The 21,259-nt window shown below is 69.8% G+C and carries 20 protein-coding genes; 10 read left to right on the forward strand and 10 right to left on the reverse strand.

Annotated features, from left to right (window positions below; all coding sequences use genetic code 11):
* Positions 1-154 precede the first annotated feature (154 nt).
* Positions 155-1,501 carry a cation:dicarboxylate symporter family transporter gene (locus NM1_RS01350; protein ID WP_068012885.1) on the forward strand — a complete coding sequence of 449 codons (1,347 nt, stop codon included), beginning with the start codon at positions 155-157 and terminating at the stop codon, positions 1,499-1,501.
* Positions 1,502-1,632: 131 nt separating this feature from the next.
* On the opposite strand, the gene NM1_RS40695 is transcribed toward NM1_RS01350, so the two are convergent.
* The 4 genes from NM1_RS40695 to cofD form a co-directional block, all read right to left on the reverse strand.
* Positions 1,633-2,427: an ADP-ribosyltransferase gene (locus NM1_RS40695; protein ID WP_084519046.1), complete on the reverse strand. Its 795-nt coding sequence runs from the start codon at positions 2,425-2,427 to the stop codon at positions 1,633-1,635.
* 49 nt (positions 2,428-2,476) lie between these two features.
* Positions 2,477-2,995 carry an NUDIX hydrolase gene (locus NM1_RS01360; protein WP_068012891.1) on the reverse strand — a complete coding sequence of 173 codons (519 nt, stop codon included), beginning with the start codon at positions 2,993-2,995 and terminating at the stop codon, positions 2,477-2,479.
* Positions 2,996-3,057: 62 nt separating this feature from the next.
* On the reverse strand, positions 3,058-4,440 hold the full coding sequence (locus NM1_RS01365) for a coenzyme F420-0:L-glutamate ligase (RefSeq protein ID WP_068012893.1): 1,383 nt from the start codon (positions 4,438-4,440) through the stop codon (positions 3,058-3,060).
* Entirely contained in the window at positions 4,437-5,390 is a 954-nt protein-coding gene (gene cofD, locus NM1_RS01370) for a 2-phospho-L-lactate transferase (RefSeq protein ID WP_246011049.1), read from the reverse strand. Before cofD ends, NM1_RS01365 begins: the two co-directional genes overlap by 4 nt.
* Before the next feature lie 626 nt (positions 5,391-6,016).
* Here cofD and NM1_RS01375 point away from each other — a divergent pair.
* A complete protein-coding gene (locus NM1_RS01375; RefSeq protein WP_030515006.1) occupies positions 6,017-6,250 on the forward strand; it encodes a WhiB family transcriptional regulator in 234 nt (77 codons plus the stop codon).
* Positions 6,251-6,431: 181 nt separating this feature from the next.
* Here NM1_RS01375 and NM1_RS01380 read toward each other — a convergent pair whose 3' ends face one another.
* Complete coding sequence (locus tag NM1_RS01380; protein ID WP_169814181.1) at positions 6,432-6,908, reverse strand: metallopeptidase family protein; 477 nt, start codon at positions 6,906-6,908, stop codon at positions 6,432-6,434.
* A 105-nt stretch (positions 6,909-7,013) separates the two neighbouring features.
* On the opposite strand from NM1_RS01380, the gene NM1_RS01385 reads away from it, so the two are divergent.
* The 5 genes from NM1_RS01385 to NM1_RS01405 all read left to right on the forward strand — a co-directional run bounded on the left by NM1_RS01385 (position 7,014) and on the right by NM1_RS01405 (position 12,796).
* Positions 7,014-7,421 carry a DUF3499 domain-containing protein gene (locus NM1_RS01385; RefSeq protein WP_084519048.1) on the forward strand — a complete coding sequence of 136 codons (408 nt, stop codon included), beginning with the start codon at positions 7,014-7,016 and terminating at the stop codon, positions 7,419-7,421.
* A gap of 389 nt (positions 7,422-7,810) precedes the next feature.
* The gene (locus tag NM1_RS01390; RefSeq protein WP_068013011.1) at positions 7,811-9,187 is read left to right on the forward strand and encodes a phosphomannomutase/phosphoglucomutase; all 1,377 of its coding nucleotides are present in this window, start codon (positions 7,811-7,813) and stop codon (positions 9,185-9,187) included.
* Between the two features lie 103 nt (positions 9,188-9,290).
* Positions 9,291-10,499, forward strand: a complete 1,209-nt coding sequence (locus tag NM1_RS01395) for a tobH protein (RefSeq protein WP_068012896.1) — start codon at positions 9,291-9,293, stop codon at positions 10,497-10,499.
* Positions 10,499-11,755 (forward strand): mannose-6-phosphate isomerase, class I, encoded by a 1,257-nt coding sequence (gene manA / locus NM1_RS01400; protein WP_068012898.1) that lies wholly within the window; start codon positions 10,499-10,501, stop codon positions 11,753-11,755. Before NM1_RS01395 ends, manA begins: the two co-directional genes overlap by 1 nt.
* A gap of 120 nt (positions 11,756-11,875) precedes the next feature.
* Positions 11,876-12,796, forward strand: a complete 921-nt coding sequence (locus tag NM1_RS01405) for a cation diffusion facilitator family transporter (RefSeq protein WP_068012900.1) — start codon at positions 11,876-11,878, stop codon at positions 12,794-12,796.
* A gap of 91 nt (positions 12,797-12,887) precedes the next feature.
* Here NM1_RS01405 and NM1_RS01410 read toward each other — a convergent pair whose 3' ends face one another.
* Both NM1_RS01410 and NM1_RS01415 read right to left on the reverse strand, forming a co-directional pair.
* A complete protein-coding gene (locus NM1_RS01410) occupies positions 12,888-14,369 on the reverse strand; it encodes a phytoene desaturase family protein (RefSeq protein ID WP_068012901.1) in 1,482 nt (493 codons plus the stop codon).
* A gap of 116 nt (positions 14,370-14,485) precedes the next feature.
* Positions 14,486-15,058 carry a TetR/AcrR family transcriptional regulator gene (locus NM1_RS01415; protein ID WP_068012903.1) on the reverse strand — a complete coding sequence of 191 codons (573 nt, stop codon included), beginning with the start codon at positions 15,056-15,058 and terminating at the stop codon, positions 14,486-14,488.
* 89 nt (positions 15,059-15,147) lie between these two features.
* On the opposite strand from NM1_RS01415, the gene NM1_RS01420 reads away from it, so the two are divergent.
* Positions 15,148-15,573 carry a DUF4267 domain-containing protein gene (locus tag NM1_RS01420; RefSeq protein ID WP_068013013.1) on the forward strand — a complete coding sequence of 142 codons (426 nt, stop codon included), beginning with the start codon at positions 15,148-15,150 and terminating at the stop codon, positions 15,571-15,573.
* 72 nt (positions 15,574-15,645) lie between these two features.
* Here NM1_RS01420 and manB read toward each other — a convergent pair whose 3' ends face one another.
* From manB to rfbD, 3 genes are read right to left on the reverse strand one after another with little or no spacing between them, the layout of a single operon-like run.
* Complete coding sequence (gene manB, locus NM1_RS01425) at positions 15,646-16,746, reverse strand: mannose-1-phosphate guanylyltransferase (RefSeq protein WP_068012906.1); 1,101 nt, start codon at positions 16,744-16,746, stop codon at positions 15,646-15,648.
* Between the two features lie 54 nt (positions 16,747-16,800).
* Positions 16,801-17,703: a glycosyltransferase family 2 protein gene (locus NM1_RS01430; protein ID WP_084519049.1), complete on the reverse strand. Its 903-nt coding sequence runs from the start codon at positions 17,701-17,703 to the stop codon at positions 16,801-16,803.
* 11 nt (positions 17,704-17,714) lie between these two features.
* A complete protein-coding gene (gene rfbD, locus NM1_RS43705) occupies positions 17,715-18,683 on the reverse strand; it encodes a dTDP-4-dehydrorhamnose reductase (RefSeq protein ID WP_281278062.1) in 969 nt (322 codons plus the stop codon).
* Between the two features lie 262 nt (positions 18,684-18,945).
* Here rfbD and NM1_RS01440 point away from each other — a divergent pair, with 262 nt between their 5' ends.
* Together NM1_RS01440 and NM1_RS01445 are read left to right on the forward strand one after the other, a co-directional pair.
* Positions 18,946-20,358 carry an LCP family protein gene (locus NM1_RS01440; protein ID WP_068012910.1) on the forward strand — a complete coding sequence of 471 codons (1,413 nt, stop codon included), beginning with the start codon at positions 18,946-18,948 and terminating at the stop codon, positions 20,356-20,358.
* On the forward strand, positions 20,346-21,062 hold the full coding sequence (locus NM1_RS01445) for a TIGR03089 family protein (RefSeq protein ID WP_068013017.1): 717 nt from the start codon (positions 20,346-20,348) through the stop codon (positions 21,060-21,062). Before NM1_RS01440 ends, NM1_RS01445 begins: the two co-directional genes overlap by 13 nt.
* Positions 21,063-21,259: the final 197 nt, after the last annotated feature.

The raw sequence follows: 21,259 nt of genomic DNA on the forward strand, positions 1-21,259 counted from the left end.
TCCTCTCGGTGAACGAAATGTACGAAATAGTGACCCCGGTCACGGTAACCGGCAGCATTATCCGCAGATCGCGTGGCCCAGCTCACCTGCACCACCCACGTAGCCGAGCCGGGCCGCCGATCGCACACCGCAGGATCCGGAGGCACACACTCGTATGACCGAACAGACGACGCGACCGCGGCGACGCGACCGCACCCACTGGCTCTATCTCGCCGTCATCGTGGCGGTGCTGGCCGGCATCCTCGTCGGCTGGCTGGCCCCGGGGTTCGGCAAGTCGGTCGGCGAGCTGGGCACGATGTTCGTGAACCTGATCAAGATGATGATCGCGCCGGTCATCTTCTGCACCATCGTGCTCGGCATCGGCTCGGTGCGCGCGGCGTCGCGGGTCGGGAAGGTCGGCGGGCTGACGCTCGCGTACTTCATGGTGATGTCCACCTTCGCGCTGGCGATCGGCCTGGTGGTGGGCAATGTGCTGGAGCCGGGCAGCGGCCTGAATATCGCCGACCACGCGAAGGACGCCGCCAAGTACGCCAAACAGGCCGAGGGCGCCGGCGGTACGTGGCAGTTCCTGGAGAGCATCATCCCGAATTCGCTGCTGTCGTCGCTGACCTCGGGCAGCGTGCTGCAGGCGCTGTTCGTGGCGCTGCTGGCCGGATTCGCGATCCAGGCGATGGGCCGCTCGGGTGAGCCGATCCTGAACGCGGTCGGGCTGATTCAGAAATTGGTGTTCCGGATCCTGACGATGATCCTGTGGCTCGCGCCGATCGGCGCGTTCGGTGCCATCGCCAATGTGGTGGCGTCGACGGGGCTGGAGGCGGTCAAGCAGCTGGCGCTGCTGATGGTGGCGTTCTACCTGACCTGCGTGGTGTTCGTATTCGGCGTGCTGGGCGTGATGATGAGGGTCGCGTCCGGCGTGTCGATCTTCAAGCTGGTCCGGTATCTGGCGCGGGAGTACCTGCTGATCGTCTCCACCTCGTCGTCGGAGTCGGCGCTGCCGCGGCTCATCGCGAAGATGGAGCACATGGGGGTGGAGCGGACGACCGTGGGCATCGTGGTGCCGACCGGATATTCGTTCAACCTCGACGGCACCGCGATCTACCTGACGATGGCGACGCTGTTCATCGCCGACGCCATGGGCAAGCCGCTGTCGTGGACCGAACAGCTGGGGCTGCTGGTGTTCATGATCGTGGCGTCCAAGGGTGCGGCGGGTGTCACCGGTGCGGGCCTGGCGACGCTGGCGGGCGGGCTGCAGAGCCACCGGCCCGAACTGCTCGACGGCGTCGGCCTGATCGTGGGCATCGACCGGTTCATGTCGGAGGCCCGCGCCGTCACCAACTTCTCCGGCAATGCCGTCGCCACCGTGCTCATCGGCACCTGGACCGGCACCCTCGACCCCGACCGCGTGCGGGCAGTGCTGAACCGGCAGCTGCCGTTCGACGAGTCCACCATGGTCGACGACCATCCGTCGACCGAAGAGAAGAAAGACCTGGTCCCGGCCTAACCCGCCTTGTTCCCGGGCCGGGCCCAGTGCGCCGGCGCACTCCGCCTCCCCCCAGGCGTCAGTGCGCCGGCGCTTCCATGTGCGGGCCCGGCCACCGTCATATCTCCACGGCCGAGGCGCATCCGCAGCGACTACTGCGGCAGAATGCTGATGTTCGCGGTCCATCGGTCGCCGACGCGCTGGCGGTCGGCAAGGTCGAAATCCAGATCCCGGCCGAGCAGCAGTTCGAACTCCGCCGGGTTGTCCGACACGTCGCCGACATAGACCGCCGGTGTTCCCGGTGCAACATCGATCGTCGCATCAACATCCCGTCCCTCGAGCCATTGCAGGCCCGAGATGCCATCACGATGCATCGACGTGCTCACGAAATCGCGGAACCGACCGCGGTACCCGGGGGTCACGTCGGCGATGTCGACGTCGGGCAGGAGCCTCCGAGACTGGATGGTCTTGTGAACCCGAATCCACTCATGGGTCGGTTGCAGCCGCACTATCGCGTCCAGTTCATCGACTTTCTCCCGGAGTGTCGGCCAGAGCGGGAAACCCTCACGCAGCAGGTCGTTGATCGTCGTGCTGTACCCGCTCGTGTAGTTCGTCAACAACCCCCGTTGGGACGATGTCAGACCTCTGACGGTGGCTCCCCATGTCCTGGTCCCATACGCCTGCGCTGCTGCGGGAGTAGCAAAGAACCTCGGCTCCCGGCGTGTAGTAGCCGGTACGGACAACCCTGCCGGGGTTGTCGTCTCGGCGGCGCGGTGGACTTCGTCGGCGCCCCGGCCGTCGCCGTCGGTCGATGCCCGGGATATCTCCCGCAAGGGACGGTTGATGAGGTCGCGGATCTGCTCGGCGTCACCGGATCCGGCATGCACCACATCGTCGGCCAATCGGGCCGCCAGGCGGCGCATTGCCGCAGCCATCGCGCTGTACACAACGCTCTCTCCACTCGGGCGTTGCCGCTCTCGAACTCGAAGTGAAATGTCAGTGAAGCAGAAGATCCGTGTCGGCGGGGAGGGCGTCGACGGGCCACCAGCGGAGATCGGTGGATTCCGAGCTGCGTACGGGGACTGCGGCTTTCGGGGCCTTGATCTTGAAGACCAGGTCCAGGTGGCGGGTGGGGACGCCGAGGGAACAGGTGATGGGGTGGGCCTGGATGCCGTACAGGCCCGGCTCGATCGTCAGGTCATCGATCCCGGATTCCTCGACGGCCTCGCGCAGGGCGGCGCCGAGGACGGTGTCGTCGGTCTCCTCGCAGTGGCCGCCCAACTGGATCCACAGGCCCACGCGGGGATGCAGGGTCAGCAGCACCTCGCGCTCGTCGTGGGAGAACACCATCGCCGAGGCGGTGATGTGGCCGGGCGCGTGCTCGCGCAGGCAACCGCGCGGCGCCGAGCCCAGGAACGCCAGCATCGCCTGCCGGATCGACTGATCCGAACTCGTTGGGGGAGACCAAGTTTCCAGCAGGTCGGTGGCCGATGCATGCAATGATTCCGCCGTCATGTGTTCCCTTCAGTAGTCCTGGTCGTCCGGCACATCAACGGCCCCCGGAATCGAGGGACCCCTCACAACTCGAGCAGGCCGAAGTCCGACTCGCGGGGTTCCCGAGGGGCCAGTTCCTCCGTCGGATAGCCGATCGCGATGCCGCCCAAGGGGTTCCAGTCCGGCTCCAGGCCCAGCACCTCGCGGGTGATCTCCGGGGCGAAGATGGTGGATCCGATCCAGCAGCTGCCGACACCCTTGGTGGCCAGCGAGACCAGCAGGCCCTGCACGGCCGCGCCCACCGCCACGGTGAACATGGTGGACTCCGCGGCGCGGCGGCGCTCGTCCGGGTAGGCGTGCGCGCCGTCGGGGACGCAGAACGGAATGATCACCTCGGGGGCGTCGAACAGGATGCGGCCGCGGGCAATCCGCCGCTCCACCCGTTCCGGGGGCAGCCCATCGGCGGTCAGGTCCGCGCGCCACTTGTCGGCCATCGCCTCCAGCAACCGCTCGCGCAACCCGTCGCGCCGCAACCAGACGAACCGCACCGGGCGGGTGTGGTGCGGCGCGGGAGCGGTGAGCGCCACCGAGACCGCGGACCGGATCAGCTCGGGATCGACCGGGGTGTCGGCGAATTGCCGAACCGACCGCCGCATCAGCAGGGCCTCGCCGCGGCCCCGCTGCAGGGCCTCGGCGGTGCCCAGCCAGAACAGGTCCTCGTCGCCGCGGCGCAGCAGTGCCGCGGCGGTGGAACCGTCGTCGTCGGTCGACCACCCGCGCACCACCGCGACCGGGACGCCGCCCAGCTTCCCCTTCACCAGGTCGGCCGCCGCGGCCAGCTCATCCGCCACGGCGACCTGGGTGACCTGCAGCTCGTTGCCCTGCCCGTCGATCGCTCCCGCATAGTCGTGCACCACGCGCAACCCGGCCGAGCCGATCGCGGCGTCGGTCTGGCCGATCCGCCAGGCCCGGCCCATGGTGTCGGTGATGACCACGGCGACATCCACGCCCAGCCGCGCGGCCAGCGCGGCCCGCAGCGCCTTGGCGCTGCCGTCGGGATCGGCAGGCAGCAGCACCAATTCACCCTGTTCGACGTTCGAGCCGTCGACGCCGGAGGCGGCCTGCACGATGCCGATCCGATTCTCGGTGATCAGCGTCCGGCCCTTCTGGGCCAGCACCCGGACCGCCTCGTCGCGGACGAGCCTGCGCCGCAGCGTGTCTCGTTCGTCCGGATCGGCGGGTGCGGCGACGATGCGTCCCTCGGCCTTGGCGACGATCTTGCTGGTGACCACCAGCACGTCACCGTCGCGCAGCCAGGGCGCCTGTGCCGCAAGGTGTTCGGCGACGTCGTCGCCCGGCCGAAATTCGGGCAGCCCGGTCACGGGGATGATCGTCAGCTCGCCGCCGGGCGCGTGATCGCCCGCGGGCGAGGGCACGGGCTCGCGCGGGTGCGATAGCTCGCTCACGGCTTCACCCCCGCGAGATCCAGTGCTTCGCGCACCATTTCGGCGGTGGCGGCGGGGTCGGTCATCAGCAGCGGCACGCTGCGCACCTCGACGCCCGGCACCTCGGCGGTATCGGTGGAATGCACCAGCCAGCCGTCCAGAATTCCGGTGTCCGAGCGGGCGCCGTAGTAGCCGCCCACCGCCTCCGCGGAGGTCTGCACGCCGATCACCGAGAGGCACTCATCGGCCATGCCGCGCAACGGTTTTCCATCGATCACCGGCGACAGGCCCACCACCTTCGCGCCGGTGGTCCGCAGCGCTCCGCGAATGCCCGGCACGGCGAGGATGGAGCCGATGCTGACCACTGGGTTGGAGGGGGCCAGTAGAACCGCGTCGGCGTCCGCTATGATTTGCGTCACATTTGGCGCCGGTTTGGCCTGATCCGCCCCGATTGTGACGAATCCATGGGTCTCGACGTTCGCGCGATAGCGTACCCACCACTCCTGAAAATGAATCGCGCGGCGTTCGCCAGGCTTGTCGGGGTCACTGATGACAACGTGCGTTTCACATCTGTCGTCGGTTGCCGGGAGCAGTTTCACGCCCGGCTGCCACCGGTTGCACAGCGCTTCGGTAACCGCCGACAGCGGGTATCCTGCGCGCAGCATTTCGCTGCGGACCAGATGTGTGGCGATATCACGATCACCGAGACCGAACCAATCCGGCTGAGCACGGTATTTCGCCAGCTCCTCCTTGGCATGCCAGGTTTCGCCCTGCCGTCCCCAGCCACGTTCGGTGTCGATACCGCCGCCGAGCGTATACATGCAGGTGTCCAGGTCGGGGCAGATGCGCAGCCCGTGCATCCACACGTCGTCACCGACGTTGACGATGGCCGAAACGTCGGCCTCGGGCAGCAGTTCGCGCACGCCCTGCAGGAAGCGCGCGCCACCGACTCCGCCGACCAGCACGGCAATGCGCGGGCCGATCTCGGGTGCGATGTCCGCTTGTTCTCCAGTCACATCCGCACAGCCTATGCGGTGCCACGAAGGTCACGCTTCGGAGCATATTTGCTGGTCATTTGCTACTCGAGGGTCACCGAACCGCATCGAAACCGGCGGCGGATAGTAACGGAATTGTGTCGGCAGCTTGACCATCGCCGCGTCCGGCGTGTCTAATCACAGGCATGTCATTCCGGGTCGGCGCGAGAGTGCAAGGCGCGGGCCAAGTTTCGAACACCCGTTCGCATCGGAATGACGAGCTCGGGGATGTCCGCGGGACAACGTCGCGGTGTTGGGCCGTCGGTGGGCAGATCGGTTCCGACGGAAAATCATTCTGCGCTAACACACAGTGAGGAGGCGGAGCGATGGCCGAAGAGCTGGCCCCGTCGGGCAACCCTGGCGGTGTATCGCAAACCGATTCCACAGCAGGCGCAGCACCTGGCGCCTGCGCTGACATCCGGAACGACCAACGAGAGGGGGGTGAGACAGTGACTACTGGGGAGGAGTCGGGCAATCCGACGCCACAAGGAGGACAGTGGGCACGCACTCAGCACAAGCCTGAACCGCCGAAGCTGAGTCTCATCGTCACGGATTTCGACACGATGTTCGACACCATCGAGGAACAGTGGCAGGAACGGGCGCTGTGCGCCCAGACCGATCCCGAGGCGTTCTTCCCCGAGAAGGGCGGATCGACCCGGGAGGCCAAGCGGATCTGCATGGGCTGTGAGGTCCGCGACGAGTGCCTGGAGTACGCACTCGCACACGACGAGCGCTTCGGCATCTGGGGCGGCCTGTCCGAGCGGGAGCGCCGTCGCCTCAAGCGCGGCATCAGCTGAGCCGTGGGGCGCCCGGGGACTCCCGGGGCTCCACGGCACGTCCGGTCCGCCGCGACCGAATTCGCGAAAGCGGCAAGGGTTTTGCCATCACTGGGCATCGCCCGAATCGCCGGGCATCGCCCGAAGTCCAGCCGCACACCTGATGCAGGATCCGGATCGACTCCCCGTGTTGTCGTCCCGGTTATTCTTCCGGGTCGATGACGTCCGGGTCGACGCCGAGGTAGGTGGCGATCTGCTGGACGAGCACCTCGCGCAGCAGGTCCACCAGATCGTCCGGGTCGTTGGCGCGCAACTCCAGCGGTTTGCGGAACAACACCACGCGAGCCCGCGTCGCGCCGCCGTGCCGGTCCACGCCGGCCGGGATCAGCCGCGACAGCGGCACCGGTCCGTCGGCCACCACCTCGTCCGGCCAGGAGACCGAATCCGGGTGCAGCGGACGGATTTTCGGCACATCGTCGACCGCGATATCCAGTTTCGTGAGGCGGTCGTGCCAGCGGCCGTCCAGCGGCGCGAACGCCTCCAGCACCAGCCGGTCGAACTGCTGGCCCCGGGTGCGCCAGGCGGGCACGGTCGGCGGCAGCACGGGTCCTCGAACCCCGCGCCCACGACGTATCACCGACCGCGCCGTGGGCGGCCGCCGCTTCCGTGAACGGGTCATGTGTCGAATCTAGTCAACGGGTGTCGAGCGTTGCGAACCAGCAACCTTCGGCCGGTCGAGCGTGTCTCTCGGCGCGCGGGCGTGCGGGGCGTTACTCTCCATGGCGTGATTCCCTTGCGTCGTTGCTGCCGTCCGGCCTGCAAGAACCCGGCCGTTGCGACGCTGACCTATGTGTACTCCGACTCGACGGCCGTCGTCGGCCCGCTGGCCACCGTCGCCGAGCCGCACTCCTGGGACCTGTGCGAGACCCATGCGTCCCGGATCACCGCGCCGAAGGGCTGGGACATGGTCCGCCACGAGGGCGGCTTCTCCTCCAGCACACCGGACGACGACGATCTGACCGCGCTCGCCGAGGCGGTCCGGGAGGCCGGGATGCGCCGCCGCGCACCCGAGCCCGAGCCGCACGGTTACCCGGACTATTCCCCCGCTCCCCAGCGTCCCGCCCGCACCGGGCGTCCCGGACGCACCGGCCGCCGCGGCCATCTGCGCGTACTGCCGGACCCGCCGAACTGATCCTGTTGTCGCGGCCCCAGGGGGCCGCGACAACAGGAAAATAAGAGGCACCGCGACGACGGGAACCTGAGACGACGCGGCGATCGGAACCAGAGACCGCGCGACGACCAGAACCAGACACAGCGCGACGACCAGAACCAGAGGCTGCCCGGCAAACGGAACCAGAGGCGGCGCGGCGAACGGACTGAGAGCTCTCGCCGGTATCCCCTTTCGCCGCGCGGCGCTGCTGGGCATTCTTGTTCCCCGCCGCACGGCCCCCTGGGGCCGTGCGGCGGGGATCTACCGGGGCCGAGGTCTCGTGTTCGCCTACGGCGAAGTCGGGTCGTTCTCAGCGCATCCGCAGGTGTACCGAATACGTTCTGCGGTGGCTGCGGACTAGGGTGATGGCCATGACAGTCGCCCGGTCTGCCGAGTCCGTGAAAGCAGTTGTCAAGGCGTACGACGTTCGCGGTGTGGTCGGAGAACAGATCGACGCGGACTTCGTGCGGGACGTGGGCGCCTCCTTCGCGCGCCTGATGCGCCGCGAGGATGCGACGCGCGTCGTCATCGGGCACGACATGCGGGAATCCTCGCCGGGCCTGGCGGACGCGTTCGCCGACGGCGTGCTGTCCCAGGGCCTGGACGTGATCCAGATCGGGCTGGCCTCCACCGACGAGCTGTACTTCGCCTCGGGACACCTGAGCTGCCCCGGCGCCATGTTCACCGCCAGCCACAATCCCGCCCGCTACAACGGCATCAAGCTGTGCCGGGCCAACGCGCTCCCGGTCGGACAGGACACCGGTCTGGCCACCATCACCGACGAACTCGTCGGCGGCGTGCCCGCCCACGACGGCCCGCGCGGCACCGCGGCCGAGCAGAACCTGCTCGACGCCTACGCCGAATTCCTGCGCGATCTGGTCGATCTCGACGATATCCGTCCCTTGCAGATCGCCGTCGACGCCGGCAACGGCATGGGCGGCTACACCGTTCCGGCGGTGCTCGGCCCGGTGTCGCAGCTGACCATCGCGCCCCTGTACTTCGAGCTGGACGGCACCTTCCCCAACCACGAGGCCAACCCGCTGGACCCGAAGAACCTGGTGGATCTGCAGCGGTACGTCCGCGAGACGGGCGCCGACATCGGCCTGGCCTTCGACGGCGACGCCGACCGCTGCTTCGTCGTCGACGAGCGCGGCGAGCCGGTGTCCCCCTCCGCGATCACCGCGCTGGTCGCCGAGCGGGAGTTGGCCAAGGAGCCCGGCGCCACGGTCATCCACAACCTCATCACCTCACGAGCGGTGCCGGAGCTGGTGACCGAGCTGGGCGGCACCCCGGTGCGCACCCGGGTCGGGCACTCCTTCATCAAGCAGCAGATGGCCGCCACGGGGGCGATCTTCGGCGGCGAACACTCCGCGCACTACTACTTCCGCGACTTCTGGGGCGCCGACTCCGGCATGCTCGCGGCCCTGCACGTGCTGGCCGCACTCGGCGAGAAGGACCGGCCGATGTCGGAGCTGGCATCGGCGTATGCAACATATGCTGCCTCCGGGGAGATCAACTCCACAGTGGACGACGCACAGGGGCGGACCATGGCGGTGGTCACGGCGTTCGAGGGACGGGCCAGGTCGATCGACCGGATGGACGGCGTGACCGTGCAACTGCCCGACCACGCCTGGTTCAACCTGCGCGCCTCCAATACCGAACCGCTGCTTCGTCTCAACGTCGAGGCTCGATCGCAGGAGGAAGTAGACGCACTCGTAACCGAGATCCTGAGCATCGTCCGCGGCTGACTGGAATAGTGGAATCACAAGGTGCGAATTCGTTCGCAGTTACAGCTTCACCCGGGCGAACACCCGGCTTGGTGACCCGATTGAGGGGAGGTGGCAACGCCCGATGATCGCAGGGACACCGGTACTCGACCTCGATGACGTCGCCTCGCTGGAGGCCGCCGACTCCGGGGGCACGTTGCGCTCGGCTGCTTCCGGCGGCGCCCAGGTGCGCGCCACCGCCGCGGCGGTCGACGAGAATGTGCTCGCCCGCCTGCACGATCTGCGCCCCCGCAGCCTGGTGCTGGTCTCCGGCACCGGACGGGCCGACCGCGCCGCCGCGCTGCTCGTGGCCACGCTGGGTGACCGTGCCGGACTGCCCATCGTCCGCGCGGGTGCCATCCCGCAGTGGGTGGGCCCGCTGGACGCCGTCCTCGTCGCCGGGGACGACGCGGGCGATCCGCGCCTGATCGATGCGGTGGATCGCGCCGTCAAGCGCGGCGCCGAGGTGGTCGTGGCAACCCCGGACGAGGGCCCGCTGCGGGCCGCGACCGCCGGGCGGGCCGCGCTGCTGCCGCCGCGGGTGCGGGTGCTCGACCACAATCGGATGCTGCGGTTCCTGGCCGTCGGCGTCGCGGTGCTGCAGGCCATCGATCCGGCCCGGATCGGCCCGCTGGTGCCGGACCTGAGCGCGCTCGCCGACGTGCTCGACGCCGAGGCGCTGCGCGACGGACCGCACAACGAGGTGTTCCACAACCCGGCCAAGGCCCTCGCCGCCCGCATGCGGGAACGGCGCATCGTGCTGACCGGCGACTCGCCCGCGGCGGCCGAGGTGGCCGCGCACGCCGCCGAGGTGCTGCTGCCCGCGGCGGGGCAGATCGCCGCCGCCACCGACCTGGCCGACGCGGTGGCCGCCAATCCGCGCATGGTCGAGGCGGCGGGCGTGGCGGCACCCGGCTTCGACCCGCTGTTCCACGACGAGCAGCTCGACGGTCCGGCGCCGGTCGAGCGGGTGCGGGTCTTCGTGGTCAGCGCCGATGCCGATCAGGTGGCGGCGCGGCGGCGGCTGGCGGTGTTCGGCGCGGGAGCCGGGCTGGTCGACGCCGATCTGGTGAACGTGGACGTGGAGCTGATGAGTACCGAGTCCGGCGGGCCGCCCGCGGCGCCGCCGGACGAACCGCTACCGGGCGGCGGGCCGATGTTCCGGGTGGGAAGCGAACTGGAACAGCTTGCGGTACTGGTGGTCCGGCTGGAGATGGCGGCGGCGTACCTACGCCTGCTGGGCTGCGGACCGGCCACCGACCGTCCGGAGCGGTACGACGGGGGACGCTACTAGTGCACGAACTCGTTGGTGCGTTGCGTTCCTACGCCTGGGGGTCGCGCACCGCACTCGCTCAGCTGTGCGGCCGACCGGTCCCTTCCGCACACCCGGAGGCCGAACTGTGGTTCGGCGCCCATCCCGCCGATCCCGCACAGGTCAGCATCGACGGCCACAGCACCTCGCTGCTCGATGTGGTGGCCGCCGATCCGCAGCGCGAATTGGGCGCGGTCGCACCGGCATTCGGCGGGCGGCTACCGTTCCTGCTGAAGATCCTGGCGGCCGAGGAGCCGCTGTCGCTGCAGGCGCATCCCAGTGCCGAACAGGCACGCGGCGGCTTCGAGCGGGAGAATCAGGCCCGGGTGCCGCTGGATTCGCCGATGCGCAACTACCGCGACGACAGCCACAAGCCCGAACTGGTGGTCGCGCTGGAACGGTTCGAGGCGCTGGCCGGGTTCCGCGATCCGCGCCGCACCGTCGCGCTGCTGCGAGCGCTCGCCGTGCCGGAGCTGGCCCCGTACGCCGATCTGCTTGCCGCGCAACCGGATTCGGACGGCCTGCGGACGCTGTTCACCACCTGGATCACGCTGCCGCAGGCGATGCTCGCCGGACTGCTGCCGAAGGTGCTCGACGGCTGCGTGCGGTATCTGTCCGACAAGAACTGCCCGGACAGCCACGGCACCGGCGAAACCCCTTCCGCGGGTAAGGAGTTCGTCGCCGAGGCGCGCACGACGCTGGAGCTGGCCGAGGCCTACCCCGGTGATGCGGGCGTGCTGGCCGCGCTGCTGCTGAACCGGTTGACGCTGCAGCCGGGCCAGGGCTTGTTCCTGGCCGCCGGAAACCTGCACGCCTACCTGCACGGCGTCGGCGTGGAGATCATGGCCAATTCCGACAATGTGCTGCGCGGCGGGCTGACCCCCAAGCACGTCGACGTCCCGGAGCTGTTGCGGGTGCTGGACTTCGAGCCGCTGGACGTGCCGATCGTGACGGCGGAGCCGGTCGGGGACGGCTCGTTCCGGTACCGCGCTCCCGCGGCGGAGTTCGCGCTGCGGCGTTTCGATCTGACGGCCGGCGCCGAGCCGACGGCCGTGCCGCGCACCGGGCCCGGCATCATCCTGTGCACGGCCGGCACCGTGCGGCTGCGGCAGGGCGCCGCCGAATTGCGGATCACGCCGGGCAACGCGGCCTGGATCTCCGCCGCCGATTCGAATATCCGCGCCCAGGCGGTCGACGGCGACGCGCAGCTGTTCTGTGCCTGCGTCGGGGACGAGTGAGCGGCCCGGCGTGTACTACCGTGACGCGAAGTACGGACGGCAGCGGTAAGTTGATCCGGCATATCCGACACGGCGGCGGTCTCCGGCGTGCGGCGAGGACGAAAGGACCGATGCGGCACCATGTCTGCGGGTGGCGGTAAGAAGGCGATTCTCGCGGCGTTGACCGCGAATGCCGGGATCGCGGTGGCGAAGTTCATCGGCGCGGCGATCACGGGTTCGGCATCGATGCTGGCCGAAGGTGTGCACTCGGTGGCCGACACCGGCAACCAGGGCCTGCTGCTGCTCGGGCAGAAGCGGGCCCAGCAGGAGGCCGACGAGCTGCACCCGTTCGGCTACGGGCGCAACCGGTACTTCTATTCGTTCGTGGTCGCGCTGGTGCTGTTCACCCTCGGCGCGATGTTCTCCATCTACGAGGGAATCCACAAGATCCAGCACCCCGAGGAGCTGACCTCGCCGATCGTGGCGGTCGCGATCCTGGTGATCGCCATCGGGCTCGAGACCTACAGCTTCATCACCGCCATGCGCGAGTCGGCGCCGCTGCGCGCCGGAACGAGCTGGTGGCGGTTCATTCGCAACTCCCGCAATCCGGAGCTGCCGGTGGTGCTGCTGGAGGACACCGGGGCGCTGGTCGGCCTGGTGCTGGCGTTGGCGGCGGTCGTGCTCACGATGCTGACCGGCGACCCGGTCTGGGACGGCATCGGCACCCTCGGCATCGGCATCCTGCTGGGCACCATCGCGATCGTGCTCATCGTGGAGATGAAGAGCCTGCTCATCGGCGAGGGCGCGACGCCGGACCAGGACGACAAGATCCGCGCGGGCCTGGTCGACGGAACCCGCATCGATCGCGTGATCCACCTCCGCACCCAGTACCTCGGCCCGGACGAACTGCTGGTCGCCGCGAAGGTGTCGATCGTGCCCGGATTGGAGATCACCGATATCGCCGCGGCGATCGATGAGGCCGAGGCCAGGGTGCGCGCGGAGATCCCGATCGCCCGCGTCATGTACATCGAACCCGACCTCTACCGCACCCAGCGCGCATAGCTTCCCGCACCGTTTACCAGTTCCCGCACCCCGTACAGGGTCCTGTACGGGGTGCGGGAACATGCAGGGCGTGCGGGAAGAGTTGCGCCCGCTATGGCAGGCGCTGCGGGCGGCCGACCCGGCCGCTTCCGAGGAGCTCGAGCGGGGCGGTGCGGATGCCGAAGCGGTCGCGCAGGGCGTGTCCCGCGGCGTGGAGGCCGGACATGCCGTGTACGCCCGGGCCGGGCGAGGTGGCCGACGAGCAGAAGTAGACGCCGGGCAGCGGTGTGGCGTACGGGTTCCAGCGCGGGGCGGGCCGGAAGACGGTCTGCCACAGGTTCATTGCGCCCGCCGCGATGTCGCCGCCGACGTAGTTGGCGTTGTAGGCGGGCATGGCCGAGGCCGTGCGGACGTGCTGGGCCAGGATCAGGTCGCGGAAACCCGGTGCGAAGCGCTCGATCTGGGCGATGACGGCGGCGCTGACATCGCGGGTGGAGCCGTTGGGCACGTGCGCGTAGGCGTAGAGCGTGTGGCCGCCCTCCGGCGCGCGCGTCGGGTCCACGACCCCGGGCTGGATCGCGAGGACGTACGGGCGCTCCGCGTGTTCGCCTGCGGCCACGGCCTTTTCGGCGATGACGGCCTCGGCGCGGGTGCCGACCAGGTGCAGGGTGCCCGCGCTCGCACAGCCCTCCGCCTGCCACGGCACCGGGCCCGACAGCGCGAAGTCGACCTTGCACGCGGCGCCGCCGTAGCGGAATCGCCGCAGTTGCCGCGAGTATCGGGCGGGCAGCCGATCACCCGCCAGGCGCAGCAGCTCGGCGGGGGCGGTATCCAGCAGAACCGTTCGCGCACTGTCGAATTCGGCGAGCGAGTCGACCCGGTGCCCGGTCACGACGCGGCCGCCGTGCAGCTCGATGTCGGCGGCCAGCGCGTCCACGATGGCCTGGCTCCCGCCGCGCGGCACCGGCCAGCCGCCCGCATGTGCCAGGCTGCCCAGCAGCAGGGCGACCCCGGCGGCAGAGAACGCCCGCGGCGGCGTGATGGCGTGCGCGCTGACACCGGTGAACAAGGCCGGCGCGACCTCCTCGCGAAAACGCAGATCCCACAGCGGACTCGACTGCTCGAGCAACCTGCGCCCGAATCGCACCCCGGTCACCGCGTCCAGCGGCGGATGCCGCAGATCCGACATCCCCAGCTCGACGAGCCGCTCCCAGTTCGCCACCAGCGGCCCGAACAACCGGCGCCAGGCGCCGCCGTCACGCCCCAGGTCGGCCACCGTCCGGTCCAGGTCGCGCCACGCCACACCGGCCACTCCCCCGTCCAGCGGGTGGGCGTAGGAGGCATCGGGCGCCAGCAGGTCGACACCGTGCGCGGCCAGATCGAAGGCGCGAAAAAACGGTGACGCCAGCGCCATCGGATGCGCGCCCGCACACACGTCGTGCCGGTATCCCGGCAGGGTGAGCTCCGAGGTCCGGCACCCTCCCCCGATGGTGTCCGCGGCCTCGCGCACCTCGACCTCGAGCCCCGCCCGGGCGAGAATCACAGCCGCAGCAAGCCCGTTCGGCCCCGACCCGACCACTACAGCGTCCGCCATATTTCCCACTGTATGCCCACCGGACCGCCCGGCCCGCGACCATGACCAGAGTCACCCGGCGGCTGGTCGACGACGGCCGCGGGGCGTTCCCGGGAGACCAACCGGGTCAACGGATTTCAGTCGCGGGTCCAGTGCCGCACGAGAATGGCCAGGCGCTGGTCGCGGAGGTCGGGGCGCAGCCTGCCGTCCCGGTCGAGGGTGGCGAGGCCGTGCAGTGCGCTCCAGGCGACCTCGGTGAACGGCTCCGGATCGTCGTCGCCGGCGAACGGGGTGAACACCGCGCGGAGCTCACCGAAGGCGTCGCGCAGGGCCTGCGGTGCGTCGGGGCCGAACTTCAGATCCACATCGAGCACGAAAATGGCGTCATAGAGGGCCGGGCTGGTGCGCGCGAACTCCAGGTAGCCGCGGGCGACCGCCGTCACCGCGTGTTCGGGAGTCGCGGCGGCCGTGCGTAACCGGCGGAAGCGCTCGGCCAGCTCGGCGCAGCCCTGCTCGGCCACGGCGGCGAGGATCGCGTCCTTGCCCGCGAAATGGCTGTAGAGCACCGGCTGGCTGTATTCGATCGCATCGGCCAGGCGGCGCACCGTCACCGCATCCCAGCCCTGCGCCTCGGCTATCTCGCGGGCGGTGTCGATGATCTGCTGATGCCGCTCGGCGCGCTGGCGTTCTTTTCGTGTCTGCGTGCTCATCGCCCAAATTCTAGCACCGCTAGACAAGCGAGCCGTGCACGAGTTAACGTTGCTCTATCATTTAGCAGCGCTAGATTTTGGAGCACCTGATGAATCTCTCCCGCATCGCCACCGCCCTCGTCCTCGCCCTCGTCGCCTTCGTCTTCTACTTCGGCACCGGCTTCCTGGTAGCGCCCGAGTCGACGGCCGCCGGCTTCGGACTGCCGGCCTGGCCGCACGGCGAGGCCGCCGCGTTCTTGAATATCAAGGGAGTCCGCGACGTCACCTCGGGCATGGTGATCCTGGTCCTGCTCCTCGCCCGGCAGCGCTTCGCCCTCGGCATCGCGGTACTCACCTTCGCCCTCGCTCCCGTCGGCGACATGATCACCGTGCTGAGTCACCACGGTTCCGCCGCAATGGCTTTCGGCGTGCACGGCCTCACCGCGGTCGGCATGGCCCTGACCGGCGCGCTGCTGATCCGCGAGCGGCGCGCGGTCGGCAAGCCGGTCCCGCAGCCCATCCCTGCGGCCGCCTGACACGGAATACCGGTCCCCGCAACAGAATTCGCCGCTCACAACTCCGTGAGCGGCGAATTTCCGATGCGGTGCTCAGACGTCGGTGGAGAAGCGGATGCCGCCGTCGGGGATTTCGACGCCGGGCCAGACGCGGGCGCCGCGTAGTAGTTCGCAGCGGGCACCGACCTCGGCGCCGTCGCCGATCACGGCGTCGCGGACCAGGGCGCGTGGGCCGATGCGGGCGCCGAAACCGATGATGGACCGCTCCACGGTGGCCCCGGCCTCGACGCGGGCGCCGTCGAACAGCACCGCACCGTCCAGCCGGGCGCCGGCGCTGACCTCCGCGCCGCGACCGACGACGGTGCCGCCGATCAGCAGCGCACCCGGCGCGACCCCGGCGCCGTTGTGCACCAGGGACTCTCCGCGTTGCCCCGGCAGCGCGGGCGAGGGGGCGATGCCGCGCACCAGGTCCGCGGAGCCGCGGACGAAATCCTCGGGGGTGCCCATATCGCGCCAGTACGAGGTGTCGACATGGCCCTGGATGTGCGCGCCCTCGGCCAGCAGCGACGGGAACACCTCGCGCTCCACCGACACCGGGCGCCCGGCGGGAATCTTCTCGATGTATTCGCGCCGGAACACATAGCATCCGGCGTTGATCTGATCGGTCGGCGGGTCCTGGGTCTTCTCCAGGAACGCGGTCACCCGGCCGGTGTCGTCGGTCGGCACGCAACCGAACGCGCGCGGATCGCTGACCCGCACCAGATGCAGCGTCACATCGGCATTGGCGGAGACGTGGGTATCGAGCACCGCGCCCAGGTCGGTGCCGCCGAGCACGTCGCCGTTGAACACCATCACGGTGTCGGCGCGCAGCTTCGGCAGCACGTTGCGGATGCCGCCGCCGGTGCCCAGCGGCTCGGTCTCGGTGACGTACTCGAGCTCCAGACCCAGGTCCGCGCCGTCGCCGAAGTGTTCCTCGAACACCTCCGCCTTGAACGAGGTGCCGAGCACGACGTGGGTGATCCCGGCGTCGGCGATGCGGGCGAGCAGATGGTGCAGGAACGGGAGACCGGCCACCGGCAGCATCGGCTTGGGCGCCGACAGCGTGAGCGGGCGCAGCCGGGTGCCCTGGCCGCCGACCAGGATCACGGCATCGGTCCCGTTGTCGGCGGTGGGCCTGGTGTCGGTGTCCGGCATCAATCTCCCCTGTTCAGGTTCGGTCCACGCGCGCGTGGTTCAACTCTTCGCGCACTACTGCTGCTGCGCCGCGCGCAGCTCGCGCAGCGCAGATCGAACCGCAAGCTTGCAGCGAATCGCAAGTCCGGCGCGCAGCGCCAGCCGCAACGGCGCCTGCCACCAGTGCGGATGCCGATCGGCCTGGAAGCGGTACGCCGAGGCGTGATGGGCGGGCAGCATGGCCTCCGGATTGCGCCCGGCCGCATGGCCCTTCGCGTGCGTGACCTCCGCGGACGGCACGAATACATTGTGCCAGCCGGCGCGGCCCATGCGGTCGCCGAAGTCGACGTCCTCCATGTACATGAAGTAACGGGAGTCGAATCCGTCGATGGCATCGAAGGCGGCGCGGCGCACCAGCAGGCAGGAGCCCGACAGCCAGCCGACGGTGCGCTCGGAGATCTGTTCGTTCTCCTGCCGGTAGCTGCGGGTCCACGGGTTGCCGGGCCAGACGGTGCCGAGCACGGCGTGCCCCGCGCCGTCGAGCAGGCCGGGCACCGCGCGCGCGGACGGGTACAGGCTGCCGTCGGGCTCGCGCACCAGCGGGCCCACCGCACCCGCGCGCGGCCAGCGCTCGGCGGCCGCCAGCAGCTCATCGATGGAGTCGGTGCCCCAGCGGATGTCCGGGTTGGCGAGGACGATGAACTCGATCTCGGGGTCGATCTCGGCGACGGCGCGGTTGATGGCGCCGCCGTAGCCGATGTTGCCGCCGGTGCGTAGCAGGCGCACGTGCTCGTTCGCCTCCGCGGCCAGCTCGGGAGTTCCGTCGGTCGAACCGTTGTCGGCCAGGATGACCTGCGGCTTCTCGTCGGTGGCGGTGGCCAGGGTGCTGATGAAGTGCTCGAGATGCTCACCGGGGGAATAGGTCACCGTGACGACCGCCAGGCTCGGGCGCGCTGTGTCGGGGGTTCGCTCACTCACGACCGTGCAGCCTAGTCGGCGAGGCGATGCAGCGCGTCCCCCAGTGCATCGCGCCAATCGCGCAGCGGATTCAGCCCGGCATCGATCCAGGTGCGGTCCGACAGCACCGAATAGGCCGGGCGCCGTACGGGACTCGGGAATTCGGCGCTGGTGCACGGCCGCACCCGCTCCGGATCGGCGCCGACACCGGCGAAGACCGCGCGGGCCAGATCGAACCAGCTCGCCCGGCCCGCGTTGGTGGCGTGCAGGATCGGCGGCACGGGGGCGCCCGCAGCGCGGCGCGCGACCAGGTCCAGCAGCGCGGCGGCCAGGTCGGGGGCGAAGGTCGGCGAACCGATCTGGTCGTCGACCACCTTGACGGTGTCGCGCTCGCGTTCCAGCCGCCGCATGGTGGCGACGAAATCGCCGTGGTCGCCGGTGTACACCCAGGCCGTGCGCACGATGTGCGCGGACGGGGCCAGCCGCAGCACCGCCCGCTCGCCCGCCAGTTTGGATCGCCCGTAGACGCTCGTGGGGCCGGTCGGATCGTCGGGTTCGTAGGGCTTGTCGGCGGTCCCGTCGAATACGTAGTCGGTGGAAAGGTGGATCAGCCCGGCGCCCACCTCGGCGCAGGCGGCCGCGAGCACGGCAGGGCCCGTCTCGTTACCGGCGAAGGCGGCGTCGGGATCGGACTCCGCGGCGTCGACAGCGGTGTAGGCGGCGCAGTTCACCACCGTGTCGCCGGGACGCAGCACGTCCCGTACCGCCTCGGGATCGGTGATGTCCAGATCGCGGCGGCCCAGTGCGACGGCATCGGGTGCCAGTGCGAGCAAGGCACGACCGAGCTGACCCGCGGCCCCGGTGACAACGAGCCGCCGTGCTTCCCCGGCGGCGCTCCCCGGCGACGACGCAACCTGCGCAAATACGGCACCGTCGGGCGACGGGGCGGTACCGGTCGAGGCAGCGTCTCCGGGAGATGCGGGCGGGGGCACAGCAGTCACGCGGCCAGTCTGGCACGCCGCGCCATCAGCGGTTGAACCGTCGGCGCCGCCGCGTTGGCTAGCCTCGTTCCGGGGAAACCAATCACTGTACGGGGCCGTCAGGCCGGGGTTGGGCGAAATGCCCGAAAGGAACGGAAGAGTGCCGGAGAGCCGAAGTGAATCGGTGCGGCCGCGCAGCGCCGGTTTGCCGCCGCTCCACGGCAATCGGGCGCGGCGGGGCGTCGGGGGACGGCCGCCGAACCGATCGGCGCGGACGCTGGCCATGGCCGCCGCCGCCATCGTGTTCGTCGTCACCGGATTCGGCTGGCACAGCGTCGACGGCCTGATCTCCGGGATCAACCGGATCGGCAACCTGGGCCTGGGCGGCGCCAAGGACGGTGCCACCGACATCCTGATGGTCGGTATCGACAGCCGCACCGACGCGCACGGCAACCCGCTCAGCGACGACGAGCGGGCCATGCTGCACGCCGGCGACGAGGTCGGCACCAACACCGACACCATCGTGCTGGTTCGCGTGCCCAACGACGGCAGCTCCGCCACCGCCGTTTCCATCCCCCGCGACTCCTATGTCGACATCCCGGGAGCCGGGATGGGCAAGATCAATTCGGCGTACGGGAACGCCAAGGAGGGCGCCCGCGCCAAGCTGCTCGCGCAGGGTAAATCGGATGCCGACGCGGAACAGCAGTCCACCCAGACCGGGCGGCAGGCGCTGATCAAATCGGTCGCGGGTCTCACCGGGATCACCGTCGACCATTACGCCGAGGTCAGCCTGCTCGGTTTCGTCCTGCTCACCGATGCGGTCGGCGGTGTCGAGGTGTGCCTGAACGAGGCAGTCGACGAACCGCTGTCGGGCGCGGACTTCCCGGCCGGGGAGCAGCGGTTGAGCGGGCCGCAGGCGCTGAGCTTCGTGCGCCAGCGCCACGATCTGCCGCGCGGCGACCTGGACCGGATCGTGCGCCAGCAGGTGTTCATGGCGTCGCTGGTGCAGCAGACGCTGAGCGCGAGAATCCTCGCCAATCCGGGGAAGCTGCAGCAGCTCAGCGATGCGGTCGGGCGCACCATCGTGCTCGACGAGGACTGGGATGTGGTGCAGTTCCTGCAGCAGCTGCAGGACCTGTCCGGCGGCCAGGTGAAGTTCGAGACGATTCCGGTCAAGGACCTCAACGGCAGCACCGCCGACGGCGAATCGGTGGTGAAGGTGGATCCGTCGGCGGTGAAGGCATACGTCGCGGGCATGGTCGGCGGGAAGTCCGGCGACGACGATTCGGGCGCGGTCGCCCCGTCCAAGGTCACCGCGGACGTGTACAACGCCAGCGGCACCCCCGGCCTGGCCGGGCAGGTCGGTCAGGCGTTGGTGGGCAAGGGTTTCCGCACCGGCACGGTGGACAACTGGATCGGCGGGCCGGTGCAGAGCAGCCGGGTGCTGGCCGGTTCCACCTCCGACGAGAAGGCGAAGGCGGTGGCCAAGGCCCTGGGCGGGCTGCCCGTGATGGCGGAGTCCGGACTGCCCGAGGGGGCGGTGCGGGTGGTGATCGCCGGTGACTACTCTGGTCCGGGTTCGGCGGCGGGCAGCCTGTTCGACCTGTCCGGGTCCTCGGGGACGGGCACGGCGACTCCGGTGCCGCCGGCACCACCCATCGATGCCGGCCAGAACGGACCGAAATGCGTGAACTGAACCAGACCGTCACCGAGGCCCTGCTCGATCCCATCCTCGCCCGCGACCCCGCCGGACCCCGGATCACGTATTACGACGACGCCACCGGCGCCCGCATCGAGCTGTCCGCGCTGACGCTGGCGAACTGGGCGGCCAAGACCGCCAACCTGATCCGCGACGAATTCGGCATCACGCCCGGCGGCCGGGTCGCCGTGCTGCTGCCCGCGCACTGGCAGACCGCGGCGGTGCTGCTGGGCTGCTGGTGGGCCGGCGCCGAGGTGGTGCTGCGGCCGGACGAGGACGCCGAGCTGGCGCTGGTCACCGCCGACCGGCTCACCGATGTCGAGGACGTCGCCGAGGTGGCGGCGCTGTCGCTGGATCCGATGGGCCTCCCGGTACGCGATCTGCCGCTGGGCGTCACCGACTTCGCGACGTCGGTGCGCACGCACGGCGACCAGTTCCTCCCCGGCGGGGTGGGTGTCGCCCTGGACGGCATGCCGGTCGCCGATGTACTCGCCGAGGCCCGCAAATCCGCTGCCCGCCAGGGATTCTCCGCCGAGGACCGAGTGCTGTCCAGCACCCCGTGGGACACCCCGACCGAACTGATCGACGGCCTACTCGCCGTCTACACCGCAGGCGCCTCCCTCCTCCAGGTCGTCAACCCCGACCCCACCAAGCTCGACAACCACATCCGCACAGAACACGTCACCACCACCCGCCCCTAACCACCCCCCACCCCCCGAGCACCACGCTTCACGCACGCCTTGCGCGTTCGCGCACCCGTTGCAGAGCGCTACAGGGGGTGCGGGAACACGCAGAGGGTGCGGCGAGGGCTGGTGCGGGACTTGACGCGACGGACTGGTCGGTTGTCCTACCCGGGTAGGGGTTGTGCTCCGACTGTGGGACGTTTCACTCCGGGGCA

Origin of the sequence: Nocardia mexicana NBRC 108244 (assembly GCF_001613165.1) — a bacterium.
Taxonomy (GTDB): Bacteria; Actinomycetota; Actinomycetes; order Mycobacteriales; family Mycobacteriaceae; genus Nocardia; species Nocardia mexicana.